The organism is Flavobacterium sp. UW10123, assembly GCF_040538975.1.
In the GTDB taxonomy this organism is placed as follows: Bacteria; Bacteroidota; Bacteroidia; order Flavobacteriales; family Flavobacteriaceae; genus Flavobacterium.
The window spans coordinates 127,819-150,910 of the sequence record NZ_JBEWQE010000002.1 but is presented as its reverse complement, the minus strand read 5'-3'; the positions used below and the strand labels follow the sequence as shown (position 1 = coordinate 150,910).

Sequence of the window (23,092 nt, the reverse complement as noted above, 5' to 3'; positions counted from 1 at the left end):
CTGATTATCATTTAATTCGTAATTCAGTAAAATTCAACAAATTAAACCATAAATTTATTATATCATTTTTTAAAATGTTTATATGATTTCCCAATTAAAAAAAAATTAACATTTTAGAAAAGAACCTCCTTAAAATTCATTCAAAAACAAAACAGCCTGTAAACATAAGCTTACAGGCTGTTCCTAACAATCTAAAGTTCTGAAAAAAATTCTCTTTAAAAAGTAACTAGTTTTACCCCCAAAGTAAACCAGCGTGATGGCAATGGCACTGCCCCTACTTCATAATAAGTTGCATTAAAAATATTCTGTCCATCTAAGAAAATGGTGAATTTATTAATCGCCTGACTTACTCTAAAGTCATTTACCCAATAAGATGGTCCTGTAATTCTTTCGTTAAAACGAGTGGCAAACATTACAGATAAGTTTTTAAACTGATAATCTATTGTATTGGTAATTTGATGTTTTAATGAAGAAATCGCATATTTTGAATACGTTTCTGTACGAGCACTTTTAAATTCTGAATCTAAATAAGTGTAGCCTAGAAGAATATTTAATCTAGAATCTTTAGAAAAATCAAATCTATAAGTTCCTCTCAAATTAATTCCGTTTGTATTTAAATCTCCCGTATTCTGACTCTGCCAAGGCTGTGTGGTAAGATTACGCATCCAATCGATGTAATTGTCGATTTTTCTGTAGAAATAATTCGCATTTAAACTTAAAGCTCTTTTGTTGTATTTAAATCCGATTTCGCTCTGAAAAGCGTTTTCTGAATCTAGATCTGGGTTTCCAACATTTCCTGTTTGTTTCAAATATAAATCTGTAAACGACGGAATTCTTTGGCTTGTTCCCACATTACCAATAATTTTAAAGGCATCAGTAATCGCATAACTTGCATCAATTCCTGGATAAATCTGCCATTTGTAATCTGAATTATAATTTAAATACGTTCCGATATTTACGTCTAATTTTTCAGTGAAGCTTCTTCTGTATTCTGCATAAAGTCCCACATTTTCGCGATCGTGATCTCCAATGTTTGAAGAGTGGATATTTTCATTTCTAAACTCCGCTCCAAAACCAATTTCTCCTTTAGATAATTTTACCGTAGAGTTTAATTCTCCTGCAATAGAATTGGTGTAATGCTGGCTTCTTCCAACAGCAAGATTTGAGTTTCCTAAATAACGGTAATCATCATAATTGTAGCGATATGTAATTCTCGGCATAATTTTCCAACTCTCCGTAATTTGATGATTGGACTGAATATTAGCAAACGTCGTCTGAACGATTTCAGTAGAATTTTTATCTCCAGGTGCGGCATAAAATCCGTTTGCTCCAAATCCGTTTTTGATATAACCTGCCGAACCTAAAATTTCATTTTTATCATTGATCTGCACATTTCCCTGATAGAAAATTTTATTGTTTTCGAATGCTGTATTGTAACGGTAACCGTTGCTTTTATCATGCGAAGCAAAAAGCAAATGCTGTTGTTTTTCTTTGCCTAAAACTGCTCCAGCCTGAACTCCTGCTCCGTAAAAAGTATCACCTGTATCTTGAGTATCTTTTTCGAAGTTAGAACCTGCATAAGTGCTTACCATAAATCCAGAATCGGTTGGTTTTTTGGTAATGATATTAATTGCTCCCGTTAAACTGTTAATTCCGTAAATTCTTGCTGCTGGTCCACGAACTACCTCAATTCTTTCAATTGCTTCAACCGGAAGAGGCAGATTTAGCATATTATGAGCCGTTTGCGAGTCGATTACTTTTGCTCCGTTTAATAAAACAACAGTCTGCTCAAAACTCCCTCCGTCAACACTGATGTCAGCTTGAGTTCCGAATGGCCCTCTTTGTCTGATATCTACTCCGTTAGCATATTGCAATACTTCTTGCAATGTTCTTCCTGGCAGTTTTTTAATGGTTTCGCTCGAAATAACATATACATTTCTGTTTTGCTTAGAAATAGGTGTATTAAAACGGCCTTCATTAATAACGACTTCATCCATTTGGTTGATGGAATCTTTTTTTGTCTGTGCGTAAAAATTGGTACAAATTACTGCAAAGGCAGCAAAATAGATCTTTTTCATTTTGGTTTTTATTTTTTTGGCAAAAGTAGCTTCTTACCGTACCAACAAAGCATACCAGTTTTATAATTGTAACTAGTCCGGATGAATTAATGATCTATTTTGCTAAAAATTAAGCAAAACTGAGAGATATTCCTTATAAATCAAATATTTAGTGCGCATTTTTTTGAATGCAGCAAGACCTTTTTTCTAGCTGCCTCTTATTTCTTCTTCCAAAATTCCAGCTTCAATCAGATTACAATTAATTTTTTTATCACATTTTTTTTGCCACAGATTAAAAGGATTTCCACAGATTTCTTTTTTATTTTGCCACTAATTACACGAATTTTCACTAATTCTTTTTTTACATATTTTTATGTAAAAAAAAATCATTTTAATCCTCTTAATCTGTGGCTGAATTTTTCTCACAGATTGAGAAATTAATTCGTGGAGATTTGTGCAATTCGTGGCTAAAAAATCATTTTAATCCTCTTAATCTGTGGCTAAATTTTCCTTACAGATTGAGAAAATTAATTCGTGGAAATTCGTGTAATTAGTGGCAAACTTTATTTATTAATTTGCTTCCAGATTTTAGCACTAAAATCATCCTTGTACATTAATCTGTTTGTTCTAGTTGGGTTAACTCGATTCGTTAGAATGATTAAAAATCGATTTGTATTTCTATTCATAAAGAAAAAAGTTCCTGTAAAACCCGTATGTCCAAAATCATTTTTTGTAAAAAACTCGTCTGGTTTTCTTTTATCAAAACCTAAACCGCGATAAATGCCTTCTTTTGCAAGCGGAGAATCTGTAAACTCTTTTACAACTTTTGCTTTTAGAATTTGTTTTCCTTTGTAATTTCCATTGTTCATTAACATTTTGCAGATTACGGCAATCGATTCTGCGTTGGCAAACAAACCTGCATTTCCGGAAACACCACCAAAAATCGCTGCCGCTTCATCATGTACATAACCTTTAACCGTATCTTTTCTGAAAAAATTATCCACTTCAGTCGGCATTACATTATCTATCGAAGTCCATTTTAACGGATTATATCCAATCTTTGAAATGCCTAATTCTGAATAAATTTCATTGGTAAACTGATCGAGTTTTTTTCCTGTTTTAGTTTCAATCATTTGCTTCACCAAAAGCAAGTTTAAATCGCTGTACAAATATTTCCCTCTCGGATTTGTATTCGCTTTCGCAATCCTTTCATAAACCGACGGATAAAATTCTGGATTCAACCACATATTTTTATAAATCTGAACCCAATTTTCCTTTGGTTCAAAAATCAAATATTTAGAATCGTAAACAATATTTTTGTTCACGTACATATTATCAAAAGGTTCAACATATTGTTCTGATTTTTGATTGCTTAACAAAGGTGAATTATCTGGCGTAGAAAGCAATGCCTGATAAAAAGTAATACTTGGCGTTAATCCAGAAGTATGTGTTAGCAATTCAAAAAGAGTTAAATCGGCAATAGCTGTATTTTTGTACATCGGAACAATTTCACCTACTTGATCGGTCAATTTAATTTTTCCATCGTCAACCAAACGCATTGTTACAAGAGTTGCTCCTAAAACTTTAGACATTGAAGCCAAATCAAAAACATCATCTGATTTTACCAATTGCTTTTTGGTATAATCGTGATACCCATAATTTTTGGATATCAGATTAGCATCTCCTGTTCCTACGATAATTTGCGCTCCCGGGAAAAAACCTTTTTCGAGCGCATTTGTCATCATTGAATCGATAAAAACTTCATTTCTTTTTAAATCAAAAGATTGCTTTGCGTTTTTCTGTGAATAACCTTTTGCTCCCAGAAAAATGAAGGAAACCATTATAATTTTAATGCCAATATTTTTCATAATTTATGGATTAATTTTTAAGTCTTGACTTGCCATCAAAGGCTCATTATTGGTTCCTGTAATTTGTATTCTAACTGCTTTTATAGGCTGTTTTGGATAAATGGATGCATTTCCGTAATCAAAATTATCGCCTTTAATAAAATCAGTTCCATTGTATGAAAACTCTACAAAACCGTTATTTATTATAAATCTCGGATGATGCGGAATCCCAGTTAAAATATCTATTTTAGAAGAGGTTACAGGATTGGTAAAAGTATACAAAATCCAATCGCCGTCTTTACAGGCAACATCTGTACGCAGATATGATTCTTCGTTATAATCTTGGAGATTCGCAATTGGAAACTTCGGATTTTCTGCCATCGATGAAGTCACTTTCACTTCTGGTTCCTGATAAGGCGAACAAGTGAATTTTACGTTTGCTGCAGACTTTTTATCTTCTTTATTTTCTACTGTAAAATCTAATCTGTATGTATTTTTTTCGTTGTAATTATCAATTAAAAATCTCAAACGTGGTTTTGATTTTAATGCTTTTTCGTCTGCATAAGTCTGAACTAATTTATCGTTTTCAAAAAGCGAAATATTTTTGATTGTTCCATTTGTTCCGTCATCTGTTGGATTAAAACTCAAATACCAAATTCCTTTTTTATCTATATGTTCCGAGATATTTTCAGAAATAGTCAAAACTTCTGCTTTTGATGTGTTCCAATTAGCAACAGGCAATTTTTCAGCTTTCACCGCAGGACTTGCTGAATATTCATTGAAAAACACTCTGAACATAAAGCGTTCGTAATCTTTTGTCTGAATTGGTCCTGTATATAAAGGCGATTGTCTTGTTGGTTCATTTCCGTCTTTATCAAATCGTACAACCGCACCTTCATAAGGTGGCGTTACCGTAATTGTTCCGTTTTTATAAATGGCTGTTGGCGGAAAATCCCTGAAAGCAATTCCCATATCGGCCAATCTTTTTAAATGGCTATTGGTTAATCTTCCATAAAAATCATCCCAGTTTTTATCTTCTTTTTTAGACCAGCCAATTTCAGACAACGCGCTGATTCTCGGATAACTCTGATATTCCATAATTCTTGCAGGACGATCCAAATATTCGCTCCATAAAGCACCTTGAACTCCAATTATATTTTTTTGTTCTTCTGGCGTTAGGTCTGCATCAGGAATTGGTTCAAACGAATAGGCTCTTTTTGTATCGGTAATTGCTGCCCAGCGGTGGCCACGTTCTGTTTCAGATTGCGCCATATCAAAATACAGAAATTGTCCTGGCATCATAATGGTTTTATATCCTTTTTTTGCCGATTCTATTCCGTAACTAATTCCTTGCCAAGCAGAAATCAGCGTATTTGAATCAATTTCTCCTCCTTTCAGAATCTCATTCCAACCATCTGTTTTTTTATGGTATTTGTCTACAATCGTTTGAACTCTTTTAAAGAAATAATTCTGAAGCTGAAAACTGTCTGTAAAACCTTCTTTTGCCATCAAAGCTTGGCATTTTGGGCAATGTTCCCAATTGGCGCGATTCACTTCGTCTCCCGCAACATGAATGTATTCGAAAGGAAATAATCCAGAAACTTCGCGAATAATCGAGTCTAGAAGATCATAATTTTCTTCGCGCCCAACACACCAAACATTTTTCACTTCACCCTGAACACTTTTAAGTTCCTGCGTTATCTCACAACCCACTTCTGGATACGAAGCCGTTACGGCGCGTGAATGTCCCGGAATTTCGATTTCAGGCATCACTGAAATACCTCGATTCGCCGCATAAGCCACGACTTCTTTAATGTCTTCTTGTGTATAAAAACCTCCGTAACGTTTGTCTCCAGAACCGTAAGATGGCAATAAAACTTCGCCTGATCCTCGCCAAGCGCCTTTTAAAGTCAAATCGGGCAATGATTTGATTTCGATTCTCCAACCGTTATCGTCAGTTAAGTGCCAATGAAAAACATTCATTTTATGGGCAGCCAACCAATCGATATAGTTTTTTACGGTTTGTTTGTCGAAGAATTGTCTTGAACAATCAAGCATCATTCCGCGCCAATCAAAACGTGGGTAATCTTCTATTTTTACAAAAGGAATGGTTCCTTTTTTAACTTCTTTTGCCGAGCAAATCTGTATTAAAGTTTGAAATCCGTTTAAAACGCCTTTATCCGTTTTTCCTTTTACGAAAATTCCGTTTTGGTTTATTTCCAATTGATAACCTTCGTTTGGAAGATCTAATTTCTTATCTACTAGAAATGAAATATTATTTTTCCCGTGTTTTTTTCCAATCGAAACAATTGGGGTAATTCCTGTATTTTTTGAGAAACTAGCTGTGATATAATCGGCGCTATTTTTCAGTTTTTTATCGACAACAATTTTTAATGGCGAAGGCAAAACAAACTGTCCTGCGCTTTGCTGAACCGATACAGGTTTTGGAATTATGTCTAATTTTTGGGCTTGTACAAAACTAAGCGAACTTAGAAATATGGCTAATAGAAGAATACTTTTTCTCATTTCTTTTTATATTTTATTTTACTGAAAATTCAATCGGACTGCTTTCCGTCTGGGTCTGGCTCAAAGCGGTGAGTGCATAAACGTAGTTTTCCAAATTGGCATTTGGCACTTCTAGTTTTAGAGCCGCTGTCACATAATAAATATTCTCAGAATTTGAGAAATCGGTTATTCTTCCTTTTGGAAATCTGTAGATTACATATTTTTTGTCGTTAAATGCAGCTTTCCAAGTCAGAACTGCATTATTCCCTTTTTTAGCAATCACAGCATTTGTTGGCGGTTCTGGTTTTAATCTTGTAATTCTGTTTGCTTCAGGAGTTAAAGCAATGTATTTATATTCTTTTTGAATAAGAGCATTTCTTAATGTATCTCCCTTTTTAAAAAATGAGTTGGCTGTAAAATGCATCGAACCATCAATTTGTGGCAGTTTACGAATCATTTCAATCTGCTTCACGATTTGATCTGGACTTCTCCATTCTGGTTCTTTGGCTGTGGGTGAAATTTTATAATCGCCATGTCCAACATAAACATTTGCTCCATATTTATGTTCTGCCCACCATTTTGCCAGAACTTCAAAATTGGCGCGGTCAAAACCAATGTGCCAATATATTTGAGGCGTCACATAATCTATCCAGTTTTCTTTTTGCCATTTTAAAATATTGGCATACAAATCGTCATAATTGGTTGCTCCTGCTCTAGTATTAGAGCCTTGCGAATCTTTGGCAATATTTCTCCATACTCCAAAAGGCGAAATTCCGAATTCAACTTCAGGTTTATTGGCAATTATAGTATCTCTAATTTGTTTGATAATCAAATCGACATTGTCTCTTCTCCAATCGTCTTTGTCTTTAAATTGACGCGGTTCTTTAGCGAAAGCTTTTTCATCAGGAAACTCTTGACCTTCAATTTTATACGGATAAAAATAATCGTCCATATGAACAGCCTGAATATCATAATTTCTAACTATTTCACCCACAACAGACGAAACAAAATCTCTGGTTTCTTTATAACCTGGATTAAAATACCTTGATTTTCCGTATGTTAGAAATAATTCTGGTTTCTTAAAAAATAAATGCGTTTTTGTCAAAACATCTTTTAAAGTGTCTTTTTGTACTCGATATGGATTCAGCCAAACATGAACGTTCATTCCGCGTTTTCCTGCTTCGTCAATCATCATCTGCAACGGATCAAAACCTGGGGCAACGCCTTGAGTTCCGGTTATCCAATGTGACGCTGGTTCTTTTGTAGATTTATAATAGGCATCGGCTGTTGGGCGAATTTGAAAAATTACGGTGTTCAAATTATTCGATCGCAAATTATCTAAAATGCTAATCATTTCAGCTTTCATTTGTTTATCTGATAATCTTGGTTTTGAAGGCCAGTCGATATTATCAACTGTAGAAATCCACGCCGCACGCATTTCTCTTTTTGGAGATTGCTGACTGAAAATTTTGGTCTGAATCAGCAGTATTAGGATTAATAATTTTAGACTTTTCATAAGATTGTATTTTTGGTTAGCTAATGTTTTAAGGAAATTAACCGCAATCCCGATAGCTATCGTGAGCAAAGTTTTTTTTAAGTTGTATCCTTTTTTAATCTCGCTAAGTCGCAGAGTCGCTAAGTTTTATTTTCATTTTAAAATTATCGCAAAAGCGCTTTTGTTCGCCTTTACAAAAAACTCTGTCCCTTTGGGGCTTTGAATCTTTGAACCTCAATTATAAAATTATTCAAGTAAATAAATTCCGCCTTCTATTAAAGATGCCCAAACTTGTCCTTTATCATCAAGTGTAAAGCCATTTATGCTTGAACTTCCCAGATTAATTTGTTTTATGATTTCAAATTTTGTGGCATCAACAATTGCAACTTCGCCTTTTCGGCTTCCTAAATATATTTTATTGTTTTTTTCTAATATTGCTGCCGGATTGTGTTCATAGCCCCATTTTAAATCCAAAACTTTGCTTTGGCTTATAACATTTTCTTCAGTCAATTCAATAGTATCATTAAGCGGTACTCTTACCAGTTCTCCCTCCATTGTTTTGCCATAAAACCATTTTCCGTCTTGGCTTTTACCCATTGATTCTCTGATTTTCCACTTTGAAGTTCTTAAAAGCGTTTTACCTGTTTCAATATCTAAAATGGTTAAGAAACGTTGAGGCGTAACAAAATAAAGTCTGTTTTTTGATGCAACCATATTGACATTTCCTGCAGAATACAGGATTTGTTTATCATTGCCATTATTCCATTTCCAGATCAGTTTTCCTGTATTTTTATCTAAACAATACACATACGAATCCCAAACTCCAAAAATTATTTTGTCGCCTTGTATTAAGGGAGTTCCCTGCGAATAAGAAGCTGGTAAATTACTCTGCCATATTACTTTTCCAGTCACAGCATCTGCACAAATAAATGCTGTAGAACTCGCCGTATAAACTTTATTGTTTTCTGCAATTGGCGAACCTACTAAAACACCACCAACAGGAATAGTCCATTTTTGCTTTCCTGATTGCGTATCAAATCCTTGTAAATTTCCTTCGATGGTACCAATTACAAGTGTATTTTTAATAATTATTGGCGAAAAATAAATCGAATTTCCTGTTTCCGTTTTCCAGTTTACATTTTTATTTTTCAGATTAACCGATTTTATTTCGCCTATAGAATTTGTAAAATAAAGATTCTTTTTGTCGAATGCAGGAAGACTGTAAATAGATGCAATATCTTTTAAGAAAGGAGATTGGAATGCAACACTGTCTTTCGGAATTTCAATTTTGGAAGGTTTTGATGGCACCGAAAATTTAAAAACACCCGGCTTATCAATTTCTTTTTGATAGATACTGATACTGTCTTTGCTAATAATTACTTGGTTATAGCTTTTTGTTTTTCCGTCAAGCGAAGTTATCGAAGTTCCCATTATGCCACTCAAACCTGAGAAATTATATTTTCTTAAAGTATGCCCGTGACCGCAAAAAGTCGCAACAGTTGGATATTTTTCTAAAACTGAAAGCACTTCTTTGTAATTACTCACACTGTTATCTAACGGATAATGAGCAAAATTCAGCACTTTTTTATTGTTGTTTTTAAGATTTTCTTTTAAGGTTTTGTCAAGCCAAAGCACATCTTCATGTTTTACAAAACCATCTCCCATTTTCATGTAAGGCCCGCACGGAAAACCTATAAAAACATAATCCCCTTTTGAAAATACAAATCGATCCTCACCAAATATCTTTTTATATGTCAAACCAGCGCTTTCGCTCCAGTTCGTTTCATGATTTCCAGAAATTACATAATATGGAATTTTCAATTGAGAAAGTATCGAATGTACTTGTTTTAATTCATCATCGGCACCGCGATTGGTTAAATCTCCAGTTACAACCGCAAATTCAAAATCTGAATTATTGATTTCTTTTACGATGTTTTGCAGTAAAAAATCATTGTCATTTCCTACTGAAACGTGCAAATCTGTTAGTTGTACAAATTTGATATTTTCTGATTTTCCTGCATTTTGAGAGAACCCAGAAACTATCACAAAAAGCAATAATATTCTTAAAAATAGATTTTTCATTGGTAATTTTAATTTTATTAAACTATAATTTATTTAGAATCATATCGCAGTTCGTGTTAGACATAATTTCGTGCCTCTCTACAAATCTTGCGGAAAACTGTAATTGTTTTCTATTTTAAAAATTTGATCATTGGCTAAAAAAATACCTAACAGGTTTTGAAAACCTGTTAGGATAACCAACCAAAATTTATGTATTGCCATAAATCAACAAAATGGCAATACATTCAACGTTTACTGCGTTTTTTCGGCATCATTAAAATAATTGTAGAAAAACAGCAATTGATATTTTAAGGAATTCTCCCAGTATTTTAAATTATGTTCGCCTGGGCGTTCTATATAATCGTGATTTATTTTTAGATCTAGCATTTTTGCATGAAGTTCTCTGTTCACTTTCATAAAGAAATCATCAACTCCACAGTCAATAATCAATTTTAATTTATTGTCTTTTACCAAGTCTAACATATTGGTAACTGTATTTTTATCCCAATTTTCAGGATATTCTGTAATTGGACCTAATCGTTTTTTGATATCCCAATTTTCAGGAAACGGACGAAAATCTACGCCTCCGCTCATGCTTCCTGCTGCACCAAATACATCTTGATGTTTGAATGAAAGATACAATGAACCATGTCCGCCCATGCTCAAACCTGAAATAGCTCTCGCTTTGCGATCTGCAATTGTTCTGTATTGTTTATCAATAAACGGCACTAATTCTTTTACGACATAAGTTTCATATTTAAAACTAGGATCTATCGGACTATCAAAATACCAGCTCGAATAATTTCCGTCTACACCAACCACTATAAAACCATATTGATCAACCTGTTTTCCTAGTTCTTTAAAATCTTTTGCCCAAGATCTATAATTTCCGCTGTAGCCGTGAAGCAGATAAACAACCGGAAATCCTTTCTTACTCTTTTTATAATTGTCTGGAACTACCACGCAAGTTTTAATATTCTTCTGCATCGAAGCACTAAAAACCTGTAAAGTATCAACCTTAGCAGCTTTGGCTGTAAAAACGAAAAGCAATAATAAGATTGAGTAAATTGTTTTTTTCATAATTGATGTTTTTATAAAATAATATTTTTGATAAGCATGGGTAAAATACAAAAAATTATTTCAAACAATCTTTCAAAATAGTCACGGGATGCATGGCTTTTCTACTCGTTCCGTCAAAAATCTGATGACGGCAGCTGGTTCCTGCGGCTGCAATTTCGGTTGATAATTCTGTCGCTCTAATTTTAGGAAACAAAGTGTCTTCTCCCATTTTCATACTGATTTCGTAATGTTCTTTTTCATAACCAAACGAACCTGCCATTCCGCAACATCCAGAATTATAAATCGTAACCGTATTATTTTTTGGAACATTCAACATCGCAAAAGAAGCTTCAACAGAACTTAATGACTTTTGATGACAATGCCCATGAATTTTAATATTTTTCTCTTTTTCAGAAAATTGCCCTGCGTGAATTTTTCCGTTTCCGATTTCTCTTTTAAAAAACTCTTCGATTGTAAAAGTATTTTTGGCTACTTTTTCAGCACTTTCTTTATCTGCTGCCAATCGGAGATACTCGTCTCTGAAAGTCAATATTGCCGAAGGTTCAATTCCGATTAAAGGCATATTTGCAGAAATTATATTTTTAAAAATATTGACATTTTTATTGGCAATTTCCTGTGCTTCTTCCAGAAAACCTTTTGAAATGAAAGCTCTTCCGCTTTCTTCATGATCAATTACAATTACTCTGTAACCTAATTCTGTTAAAAGTTCGTAAGCATCAATTCCTACTGAAACATCGTAATAATTGGTAAATTCATCACAAAAAAGATAAACGCTTCCATTCTCAAAAGAGCTGTTTGTGTTATGCTTTTTGTTCTTTTCATACCATTTTCTAAATGTTTTTAGAGCTAATAACGGTACTTGTCTTTCAGGTGCAATTCCTATTCTCTTTTTAACGAATGAAAGATTGGAAGCCCAATTGGTAATAGATGGCGCAATACTTCCCAATTCATTCAATTTTGAATTGAAAGCAAATATTTTATTTCGGAAAGAAAATCCGTTTGCTTTTTGATATTGGTATAAAAATTCGGCTTTTAAAGTCGCTATATCAACATTACTCGGACATTCGCTTGCGCAAGCTTTACAGCTTACACACAATTCAAAAACCTTATATAATTCTTCGTGATCGAATTTATTTTCTTTCTCTGAATTTGTCAGATATTCTCGTAAAGCGTTGGCACGTGCTCGCGTTGTATCTTTTTCGTTTCTTGTGGCACGATAACTCGGACATAAAGTTCCACCCGCCGAAGGCATTTTTCGGCAATCACCCGAACCGTTGCATTTTTCTGCCGCACGTAAAACTCCTAAACTATCCGAGAAATCCTGAATCGTTTTTATTTCTGGCTCTATTCGTCCCGCTTCAAAACGAAGGTTTTCATCCATTTTAGAAGCATTTACGATTTTCCCAACATTCAAAATAGTGTCAGGATCAAATGCTTTTTTAACTCGTTTCAGCAGTTCGTAATTTTTATCGCCAATCATAAACGGCAAAAACTCACCGCGTAAAATTCCGTCGCCGTGTTCACCGCTTAACGAACCTCTATATTTTTTCACCAAATGCGCTACTTCGGTAGATAAATTTCTAAACTGATGTAATCCATCCTTCGTTTTCAAATTTATCTTCGGACGCAAATGCAGTTCTCCCGCTCCAGCATGCGCATAATAAATCGCACTTTGTCCGTGCCTATCCATCATCGCTGCAAAATCGGCAATATAATTGGGAAGATCACTCAGCTCAACCGCTGTATCTTCAATAGAATCGGCTGCTTTATCATCTCCCACAATACTTCCTAAAAGTCCAAGACCTGCTTTTCTTACCTCGTTTACTTTATCGATATCTGTTCCATAAATTTTTGGCAAAGCATATCCAAAACCATTAATTTGAAGATCTTTAATCAAAGCGTCGGCCTGCAATTCGGCATCTTCCATACTAATATGCGATCCAACTTCAAGCATGATAACTGCTTTTGGTTCACCTACAATAAAAAAACGGTTTTTAGCTTGTTCTCTATTGGTTTTGGTACAATCTAAAATCGTGTCGTCCATCATTTCGCAAGTGTACAAATGATGTTTCATTGCCGTAACTACAGCTTCTAAACTTTCATGAATCGAATGAAAATGTGCTACCACCATAATATTATTTGTTGGTGGCAAATCATCTACTTTTAAAGTTATCTCTGTCGTAAATGCCAAAGTTCCTTCGCTTCCGCAAAGCAGTTTTCCTAAATTAATGGTATCTTCTGTTCCTGAAAAAAGTTTTGATTTTAGTAGTACATCAATTGCATAACCTGTATTTCGTCTGTGGATCTCAGGTTTTGGAAATTCTTTTAAGATTTCTTCCTGATTTTCTTTGTTCGAAAGTTCTTCGTAAATCGTTTTGTAAATTTTATTTTCTAAAGAATCTCCTTTTGTTTTCTCGATAAATTCTTCAGAAGTTAAATCTTTAAAAACTGCCGTAGTTCCATCGCTTAAAACGGCTTTTATTTCTACAATTTTATCTCTGGTAACTCCGTAACGAATTGAGGTTGTTCCTGATGAATTATTTCCGACCATTCCGCCAATCATACATCTATTGGTAGTAGATGTTGTTGGTGCAAAAAATAATCCGTGAGGCTTTAAATATAAATTCAGTTCATCTCTAATAACTCCCGGCTGAACTGTTATAGTTTTGTTTTTAGGATCAAAAGAAACAATTTTATTAAAATGTTTAGAAACATCTACAATGATTCCGCTTCCAACAGTTTGGCCAGCTAGTGAAGTCCCTGCTGTTCTTGGCGTTATTGAAATCTTATTTTTTGAAGCAAATCGAATTATACTGACAATATCATTTTCTGATTTTGGAATAGCCACGGCAAGAGGCATAATTCTATAAGCAGAGGCATCTGTGGCATATATTTTTTTATGAAGGTCATCATAAAAAAGAGTTCCTTCTAAAGAAGTTTCTAATTCTTGTAATTGGAGAGAATCGGACATTGAATTGGTTCTGTTGCTTTTGGTTCTTTAATACATGTTTTATTTCTGCACTTCACTAAAAAGCTGTTTGACAAAAACAATACATTCTAAATTCTATTAGAATTCAATATTTATTAAAGTTCTTCTTGGAAGCTTTGAACTTTTTCAAATGCAACACAACAATGGCAAGCAAACGAAGGAATGACTTTCATAAATATATCTGACTAATAAAAAATTAGTTTTAACAAATATAGATACAAAAAGCATACAAATACATTATTATGCGTTTTTTAACATAATTAATTTCAAATAACGCAACAAAACGCAAAATACATATTAGATAAATTTAAAATTACAAGATAAAAACGCCAGATTTTCTATACTCATCTAATCTTTCATCTTCAGGATCCAAATTGGTTACAATAGTATCCAGTTGCTTAAGATCACATACGCTGTGAGGCATTTTTGTATTCAATTTATCCGAAGAAAACATCGAAACTACTCTATCAGAAGCTTCTATCATTGCCTTTTTAACAATAGAAATTTCGTAACCCACTTCCGTAAGACCTTGCTTTACACTTATGCTACTGGCACCGATAAAACAAATATCAGCCTTAATTTTAGAAACGACCTGAATCACATCCATACCTATTGTTACCATTGCATTTTTTTGCATTTTCCCTCCAATAAAAATCAAATCTATATTTGGATGCTGGGACAATTGCATTGCTATCGGCAAACTATACGTATATATTGTAGCTTTTAAATCGGCTGGAATTAACTTTGCAAAAACAAGATTAGTACTTCCTCCACTCATTATAATAACCTGATCGTCACGAAGCAGGGACAATGCCTTTGTCACGATTTTCTTTTTTTCTTCTTCCGCAGAAATAGCAATATCAAATACATTGTCTGACTTTTCTTTTACCTGAACCGCACCGCCATATACTTTCTCTAACAGCTTTTTACTGTCCAATTCATTCAAATCTCTTCTTATAGTATCTTCCGACAAATCGAGAGCCAAAGCTAAATCTGTTGTAACAACTTTTTGGTCTTCAATAAGTTTAGTCATTATATATTTATGTCTTTCGGCTTTCAGCATTTTTTTATAAAAGTTAAAGTTCATCACAAATATATCAAATATTTCAATTTATAGCAGAAAAGAGCGTTAAAACTGCAAAATCATGCATCTATTAAATTTTACGGATAAATTAAATAAATATTTCAAAGCAAAATTTGCGTTATTTTGCGTTATTCAAATTTATTTTCGAAAAAAAATATAAAATAACGCATTTATATGCAATAATTAAATATATTTGCTCAACAACAACCATATAAAACCAGATTAATCATGAAAAAATTACTCTTTATTTCAGTGTTGTTTTTGTGCATTCAAGCAGCATTTGGACAAGCAAAAACGGTTACTGGAACTGTAAAAAACAAGAAGGATGGCTTTCCTCTTCCTGGAGTTAGTGTCCTTATTCAAGGAACATCAAATGGCACAACTACAGATTTTGATGGAAACTACAGCATTAGTGTTGCTTCAGGACGAAGCCTTAGCTTTAGCTACATGGGTTTTGAAACTGCAGTAGTGAAAGTTGAGGGACAACAGAAAATCAACATTGATATGGCAGAAAGTGCTGCAAAGTTAGATGAAGTAGTTGTAGTGGGATTCTCTTCACAAAAGAAAGCAAATCTTACTGGTGCAGTTGCTAAAGTTGATGTTAAAAAAGCTTTAGGAAGTATTCCTGTTACAGATATTACAAAAGGTTTACAAGGAACTACTCCTGGACTTAATATTACTTATAATTCAGGTAGTATCGGTAAACAATCAAAAATTAATATTCGTGGAGCCGGAACTATTGTAAACGGAGAGGTTTCAGGATCGCCACTTATTTTAGTTGATGGTGTTCCAGGTGACCTTTCTTTATTAAATGCAGAAGATGTAGAATCCATGTCTGTCCTTAAAGATGCAGCCTCTGCTTCTATTTATGGTGCACGTGCTGCATTTGGAGTTATATTAGTTACCACTAAAAGCGGTAAAAATGCAAAAGGTAAAGTACGATTTGCTTATAGCGTAAATACTGGAATTAGCAACCCAATTTCTTTGATTCAATTTAATGATCCGACAGTAGAGCTACCTGCAATGATCGAGGCACAAGCTAGAGCGGGTAATGCCAATCCAGAGTCTTTTGGTATGAACTACAAAACATTATTGCCAGGTATTATTAACTGGAAGGAAAAATATGCCGCAACAAGAAATTCTAATGATAAAAACATGATTTTAGGAGAAGATTTTGACGTGATTGGCGGCAGAGAATATTTTTATAGAATCTGGGATCCGCATGCTGAAATGCTAAAAAAGAATTCTATACAAACGCTTCATAATTTATCAGCTCAAGGTTCTTTGGGAGAAAAAAGCTCATTTATTGTTTCGTTAGGTCTTGCTAATCAAGATGGTGTAATGAAAATTAATACAGAAACCAATCAAAGATTCAGTCTTAATATGGGTATGACTACTCAATTAACAAACTGGCTTACTGGAGATTTTAAAGTATTGGGAACTTTCCAAGAATATAATTCTCCTTTTAACTACTATAACAATGGTGTTGATACGGCTGGAAATGGATATTTTGGTTATTATATGCGTTGGGGGTCTTATTTCCCATACGGTACTTACAATGGAACTTACTTCAGACATGCGCCAGGTTATATGGCAAACGCATCTCAAAATGAGAATAAGTCAAATGATATGAGGATAAGCGGAAAACTTACTGCTCAAATTACAAAAGACTTTAATCTTATTGGAGAATACAGTATCAATACTAATTTTTCAAGCCTTAAAATGAATGGTGGTCAAGTGCCACTTTGGGACTGGTGGACAAGTGCTGCTGACTTAGTTGCGGGTAAACCAACATCTATGGAAACTGGAAACGATTTTGTTGCGCAAGCCAAAACATCTTACACTCGAAATGTAGCCAATGTTTATGCAAATTATACTAAAACATTGGGTGAAAACCATAACTTTAAAGCATTAGGAGGTTTAAACACTGAGTGGTACGATCAAGAAAGAACTTATGCTCGTAGAAATACACTCTTAGACAAAACCAAACCAGAGTTTAATCTAGCTATCGGTGATCAATTTACTGCACCTCTTGTGGCTAATGATATCTTAAATCCTGGTTTATCAAGATACGCCATTGCTGGATTCTTTGCACGTGTGAATTATGACTACAAAGGAAAATATCTTTTGGAAGTAAACGGACGTTATGACGGTTCGTCAAAATTCCCTACAGATGAGCAATGGGGATTCTTCCCTTCTGCTTCTGTTGGATACAGAATTTCGGAAGAAGCTTTCATGGAAGGTACAAAAAGCTGGTTAAATGATTTGAAAATTAGAGGATCTGTTGGTTCAATTGGAAATCAGAATATTGCCAACAATGCCTTTTTACCTGTTATGACTAATGTTACTACTAATCCTAACCCTTATTGGATAGGAAGTGGTTCAACTATCCCTCCTACTGTGAATCAGCCATCAAATGTTGATCCGAATTTAACTTGGGAAAAAGTAACTACTCAGGATATTGGTATCGATATTCGTATCTTTAATATGCTTGGATTAACTTTTGATTATTATCAAAGAGATACCAAAGGAATGTTGGCTCCAGGTAAAACACTTCCGGGCTCATTTGGTCAGGCTGCTGCCAATACAAACTCAGGAAATTTAAGAACAAAAGGTTGGGAGCTTGCTCTTAACTTTAACAAACAAATAAACCAAAACATTAGTGTTTATGCAGATCTAACTCTTTCAGACAATACTACTGAAGTAACAGAATGGAACAACTCTGCTAAACTGATCTCAACTTCATCTTTTTACGCAGGTCAAAAATTGGGCGAAATCTGGGGATTAGAAACAGACCGTTTGATTCAAACTACAGATCAAATTGATGCAACCGGATTAATCGTAAATGGTGTTGATTATAAAAATATTAGAACAGGTGCTTTTAAATTTGGCGCTGGAGACGTAATGTATAAAGATTTAGATGGCGATGGTGTAATCTCAAGAGGAGACGGAACAGCTCTTAATCCAGGAGATTTAAAAGTTATTGGTAATACAACTCCTCGTTACCAATATGGAATTCGTTTAGGAAGTGCTCTATACGGATTTGACATTGATGCCTTCTTTCAAGGAGTTGGTAAACGTGAATACTGGGCTACTTCTGATTTAGTATTGCCATTCTACAATAGAACAGATGCAATGTATGTAAACCAGAATGATTACTGGACAACGGAAAACACAGATGCGTATTTCCCTAATCCGTATCCTAACCATGCTGGAAACGCTTTTGGAACTTATGCGCCTGGATCTAACAACTTTGTGGCACAGTCACGTTATTTATTAGACATGTCTTATTTACGTTTAAAATCAGTAACGATTGGATATACTTTTCCTAAAAGCATTACCGAAAAAATCGGAATCGATAAAATTAGACCGTACGTTTCTGGCTTAAACTTAGCAACTTGGAAAAGCAGTAAATTGCCAGTAGATCCTGAGATTAATGAAACTGAAGCGGCATGGGGAAGAACTTTCCCTTATTCTAAAACTATATCATTTGGTATTCAACTTGCTTTCTAAAAAAGGTATTTAAAAATTAAAAAATTAATCAAAATGAGAAAATATATAACAAACTCTAGGATAAAACTAACAGTTGCCTTGTTTGCTATTGCAAGTGTAACGGTTAGCTGTTCAGATTTTTTGGACACACCACCTGAAGATGTTTTTACAGATGACAATTTTTGGACTTCAGAAAATAACGTAAAAACATTCTCTTGGTTGAACTACAATACCTTTAACGGGTATGGAAATAATGCAGGTGTTACGGCTGACTTTTACTTCCATGCAGGAACAGGGTTAATAGATGACAACCTAGCTAATAACGTTTTTACAAATTTCCCAACGGCTCCAAATGCAACTAATGCAAACTGGAACGAATACTACACTTTGGTTCGTCGTTGCAATCTTATGCTAGCAAGAGTACCTAATGTACCAATGGATCAGACAAAGAAAAATCACTACATAGGTGTTGCTAAATTCTTTAGAGCGCATACTTATTTCCGTTTAGCACAGCAGTTTGGCGATGTTCCTTATACAAATGAATATTTAGCTCAAAATGATCCTAACGTGTATAAGCCAGCTTTATCAAGAGCAGAAGTTGTTGACAATGTAATTAAAGATTTGGAAGAAGCAATTCCGATGTTATTAAACGTTGATGACAGCAATGTTACTGTTAATAAATTTACTGCTTATGCTTTATTAAGCCGCGTGTGTTTAAGTGAAGGCACTTACAGAAAATACAATGGAGGGCAAAATGGAAATACTTATCTGCAGAAAGCAAAAGAAGCTTCTTTAGCAGTAATGAACAATAGTTTGTACAAATTAAACACAGACTGGAAATCACTTTATAATTCTGTCGAATTATTAGGAAATGCTGAAGTAATCTTGACAAAAAGATATATCAAAGGTGTTTTAGGAAATTCTGTACAAGCCTATACTAATACCTCTACTGTTCAAAACGGATTGACAAAATTTGCTGCACAAAGTTATGTAACTACTAATGGGCTACCGATCAAACAAGCTGGCAATACTCAATATTTAGGAGATAACACTATCGAGAATACTTTTGCTAACAGAGATCCAAGATTTGCTAAAGCTTTCAGTACAGCAGATTATGCTTACTCTGATAAACCTTATAATGGCTTAACATCTATAACAGGTTATGTATTCCAGTTGTATAATAATCCTGCTACAACAGGTACAGAGGTTACCACTATTGGACAAAATCAAATTGACGCTCCAGTTTTCACACTAAGCGAAGTTTATTTAAACTATGCTGAAGCTTGTGCAGAATTAGGAACTATCACTACTGCAGATCTTAATTTATCTATTAATAAAGTTCGTACACGTGCTGGAATTGCAACTTTGACTACAGATGGCGCAAATGCATCTGCTAATGGTGTACAGATAGATGATCCGCAAAGAACAGCAGCATTAGAACAAATTTCAGGAATAGTTAATCCAATTATATGGGAGATTCGTCGTGAGCGCAGAATCGAGTTTATGAGCTGGACTACGATGAGAAAAGAAGATCTAATGCGTTGGAAAAAAGGAGATTATTTAGACACAAATGCTAATCCTGATGTTGCTTTAGGAGCTAAAATAGTAGCGCTAATAGGAACTAATTCTAAAACAAAAGTAAACGCAGAAGGATATGTAATTCCATATGCTGCTGGTGTGGCAAGAACATTTGTTTCGCCAAAAAATTACTTAACTGCTATACCAACAAATGATATCAATTTATACGCTGCAGAAGGTGTAGAATTAAAACAAAATCCAGGTTGGTAATTCGGTAACAACTGAAAAACTACACCTAATACAACTGCCTCCGACGTGAGACTTTTCGGAGGCAGTATTTTAAAATACTCTTTTTAAAGACTGAGACTAGTAAAAAGATCAAATAAAAAAATTAATCCTGATTCATACAGGTAATATCTTGTTAGTTTTTAGATTCCCCAAATCTGCCTAAAACATTCATATACTCCGATAAAATATTAATTTTATTAGTCCAATTCGTCTTTAACTAATAACTGTATTAAAATGATAAAATTTATAGCAAAAAGTGCTTTTGTTACAGCATTTCTGTTTCATGCTACGTCATATTCGGCAGCCATTCAACCAAATAAAACCGTTATTTCAGTAGAAAACAAAAACGCTGTTATAAAAACAGGTGCTGACAATTACGAAAAATATTTACCGCTTTTAAAAGACAAAAAAGTGGGAATCGTAACCAACCAAACAGGAATTTTAACCAATAAAACACATGTGGTCGATTTCCTTCTGGAGAAAAAAATTGCTGTTCAGACTATTTTTGCTCCAGAGCACGGATTTAGAGGAACAGCCGATGCTGGCGAACATATCGTTGACGGAAAAGATCCGAAAACAGGCTTACCGATTATTTCGCTGTATGGCGATAACAAAAAACCAAAACCAGCGCAGTTATCTGGAATTGATGTTATGATTTTTGACCTTCAAGATGTAGGAGCACGATTCTATACTTACATTTCTTCTTTACACTACGTAATGGAAGCTTGTGCAGAAAACAACGTTCCGCTTATTGTTTTTGATCGTCCAAACCCGAATGGTTCTATTGTAGACGGACCGCTTTTAGAAAAAGAATTTACCAGCTTTGTCGGCATGCACCCTATTCCGCTTCTTCACGGAATGACAATTGGCGAATATGCAAAAATGGTAAATGGTGAAAAATGGCTTAAAGATGGCGCTCAATGTAAACTGACCGTTATTCCTTGTGCAGACTACAGCAGAACAATGCCATACAGTTTATTGGTAAAACCGTCTCCGAATTTACCAAATGATCAATCTATAAATTTATACGCAAGTTTATGTCTTTTTGAAGGAACAAATGTGAGTATGGGGCGCGGAACTGAAAAACAATTTCAAATCTACGGTTCTCCATATTTGACTAAAACCAATTTCAGTTTTACTCCAAAACCCAATTTTGGGGCAAAAGATCCTTTATACAATGGAAAAGAATGCTTTGGCGAAGATTTAGCTGCATATCCAAAATTAAAACAATTAGAATTGAAATGGCTTATTAAAGCTTATCAGAATACCAGCGACAAAACTAAATTCTTTAACGGATTTTTTACCAAACTGGCAGGAACAAAAAAACTGCAGCAGCAAATTGAAAACGGTGTTTCTGAAAAAGACATAAGAAAAACTTGGCAGAAAGATCTTGAAGCTTTCAAAAAAATGCGAACAAAATATCTGATTTATAAATAATATTTCTAAATCAGTTCCTTTAGACTTAATTTTTTAAACAATAGAAACATAGACTTTACAGACTTACAAAAAAACATTCACTAGCTTAAACACACACATATATATTGCTATGTGCAGAAATGTATTTCTCTTTGGTTTTCATTTTAAAGATTGGTTACCTTTTTATACAAAAATCAAAATCTGTGTTTCTATGTTTTAAAAATTAAATTCCATTCTAGATAAGAACAGCAAACTATTAATGTAAAATAGAGATTCTGAAATTGAAAAATTTCAGTTTCAAAAATCAAAAAAAAAGAAAAATGAAAAATAAAAATCCTGAAACTGAACAAGAATCTTTGTACAAAGACTTGGATCAAATGAGCGTGAAAGAACTTCTTACCAACATTAATACAGAAGACAAAAAAGTTCCCAATATTATTGAAGAGCAAATTCCTAAAATAGAAAAACTGGTTAAAGCAATTGTAAAAAAAATGCAGTTGGGCGGAAGACTATTTTACATCGGAGCTGGAACATCTGGAAGAATCGGAATTTTAGATGCATCTGAGTGTCCACCAACTTTTGGTGTTTCCCATGATATGATTATCGGAATTATCGCAGGTGGAGACACTGCAATTAGAAAAGCAGTAGAAAATGCAGAAGACGATACAGAACAAGCATGGAAAGATTTAGCTAAGTATGAAATTTCAAGCTTAGATATGATTATCGGAATTGCCGCTTCAGGAAACACGCCGTATGTTTTAGGAGCACTTAAAAAAGCTAAAGAACACAATATTAAAACAGGAAGTATATCTTGCATCAGTAATGGACTTATCGCTCAAGAAGCTGATTACCCGATTGAATTAATCGTAGGTCCTGAATTCTTAACAGGAAGCACAAGAATGAAAGCAGGAACAGCTCAAAAACTTACTTTAAATATGATTTCTACTTCGGTAATGATCAAATTAGGAAAAGTAAAAGGCAACAAAATGGTTGATATGCAGCTTTCTAACGAAAAACTGGTAAAGCGCGCTATCAAAATGATTATGGAAGAACTGGATTTAAATTATGAAGCAGCCGAAAAATTATTGCAAAAACATAAAAGTGTACGAGCTGTTTTATTAGCGCACACCAAAAATCAGGAAAACTAAAAACCACAAGATCAAAATCTTTTTATAGATTTATACAAATTCAAAAACTGGATAAATTCATTTTTTGGAGTTTTTAACAACGGCCTGACAGATTAAAATCTGTTAGGTCAAT

General features: G+C 34.1%; 12 protein-coding genes. 4 read left to right on the top strand and 8 right to left on the bottom strand.

What is annotated here, in order from left to right:
- Positions 1-215 precede the first annotated feature (215 nt).
- The 8 genes from ABXT06_RS02980 to ABXT06_RS02945 all read right to left on the bottom strand — a co-directional run bounded on the left by ABXT06_RS02980 (position 216) and on the right by ABXT06_RS02945 (position 15,097).
- Positions 216-2,078, bottom strand: coding sequence for a TonB-dependent receptor plug domain-containing protein (locus tag ABXT06_RS02980; RefSeq protein ID WP_354589406.1), 1,863 nt, complete (start codon positions 2,076-2,078; stop codon positions 216-218).
- A 542-nt stretch (positions 2,079-2,620) separates the two neighbouring features.
- Positions 2,621-3,925: a serine hydrolase domain-containing protein gene (locus tag ABXT06_RS02975; protein ID WP_354589405.1), complete on the bottom strand. Its 1,305-nt coding sequence runs from the start codon at positions 3,923-3,925 to the stop codon at positions 2,621-2,623.
- 3 nt (positions 3,926-3,928) lie between these two features.
- Positions 3,929-6,430, bottom strand: a complete 2,502-nt coding sequence (locus ABXT06_RS02970) for a beta-N-acetylhexosaminidase (protein ID WP_354589404.1) — start codon at positions 6,428-6,430, stop codon at positions 3,929-3,931.
- Positions 6,431-6,443: 13 nt separating this feature from the next.
- The gene (locus ABXT06_RS02965; RefSeq protein WP_354589403.1) at positions 6,444-7,925 is read right to left on the bottom strand and encodes a glycoside hydrolase family 10-like protein; all 1,482 of its coding nucleotides are present in this window, start codon (positions 7,923-7,925) and stop codon (positions 6,444-6,446) included.
- Between the two features lie 225 nt (positions 7,926-8,150).
- Entirely contained in the window at positions 8,151-9,986 is a 1,836-nt protein-coding gene (locus tag ABXT06_RS02960; protein WP_354589402.1) for an outer membrane protein assembly factor BamB family protein, read from the bottom strand.
- 231 nt (positions 9,987-10,217) lie between these two features.
- The gene (locus ABXT06_RS02955; RefSeq protein WP_354589401.1) at positions 10,218-11,045 is read right to left on the bottom strand and encodes an alpha/beta hydrolase; all 828 of its coding nucleotides are present in this window, start codon (positions 11,043-11,045) and stop codon (positions 10,218-10,220) included.
- Between the two features lie 55 nt (positions 11,046-11,100).
- The gene (locus tag ABXT06_RS02950; RefSeq protein ID WP_354589400.1) at positions 11,101-14,016 is read right to left on the bottom strand and encodes an FAD-binding and (Fe-S)-binding domain-containing protein; all 2,916 of its coding nucleotides are present in this window, start codon (positions 14,014-14,016) and stop codon (positions 11,101-11,103) included.
- Positions 14,017-14,347: 331 nt separating this feature from the next.
- The gene (locus tag ABXT06_RS02945; protein ID WP_354589399.1) at positions 14,348-15,097 is read right to left on the bottom strand and encodes a DeoR/GlpR family DNA-binding transcription regulator; all 750 of its coding nucleotides are present in this window, start codon (positions 15,095-15,097) and stop codon (positions 14,348-14,350) included.
- Between the two features lie 249 nt (positions 15,098-15,346).
- Here ABXT06_RS02945 and ABXT06_RS02940 point away from each other — a divergent pair, with 249 nt between their 5' ends.
- From ABXT06_RS02940 to murQ, 4 genes are all read left to right on the top strand, one after another.
- Positions 15,347-18,631: a SusC/RagA family TonB-linked outer membrane protein gene (locus ABXT06_RS02940; protein ID WP_354589398.1), complete on the top strand. Its 3,285-nt coding sequence runs from the start codon at positions 15,347-15,349 to the stop codon at positions 18,629-18,631.
- A gap of 33 nt (positions 18,632-18,664) precedes the next feature.
- The gene (locus tag ABXT06_RS02935; RefSeq protein ID WP_354589397.1) at positions 18,665-20,398 is read left to right on the top strand and encodes a RagB/SusD family nutrient uptake outer membrane protein; all 1,734 of its coding nucleotides are present in this window, start codon (positions 18,665-18,667) and stop codon (positions 20,396-20,398) included.
- A 252-nt stretch (positions 20,399-20,650) separates the two neighbouring features.
- Entirely contained in the window at positions 20,651-21,853 is a 1,203-nt protein-coding gene (locus tag ABXT06_RS02930; RefSeq protein WP_354589396.1) for an exo-beta-N-acetylmuramidase NamZ family protein, read from the top strand.
- 299 nt (positions 21,854-22,152) lie between these two features.
- On the top strand, positions 22,153-22,980 hold the full coding sequence (gene murQ, locus ABXT06_RS02925; RefSeq protein ID WP_354589395.1) for an N-acetylmuramic acid 6-phosphate etherase: 828 nt from the start codon (positions 22,153-22,155) through the stop codon (positions 22,978-22,980).
- Positions 22,981-23,092: the final 112 nt, after the last annotated feature.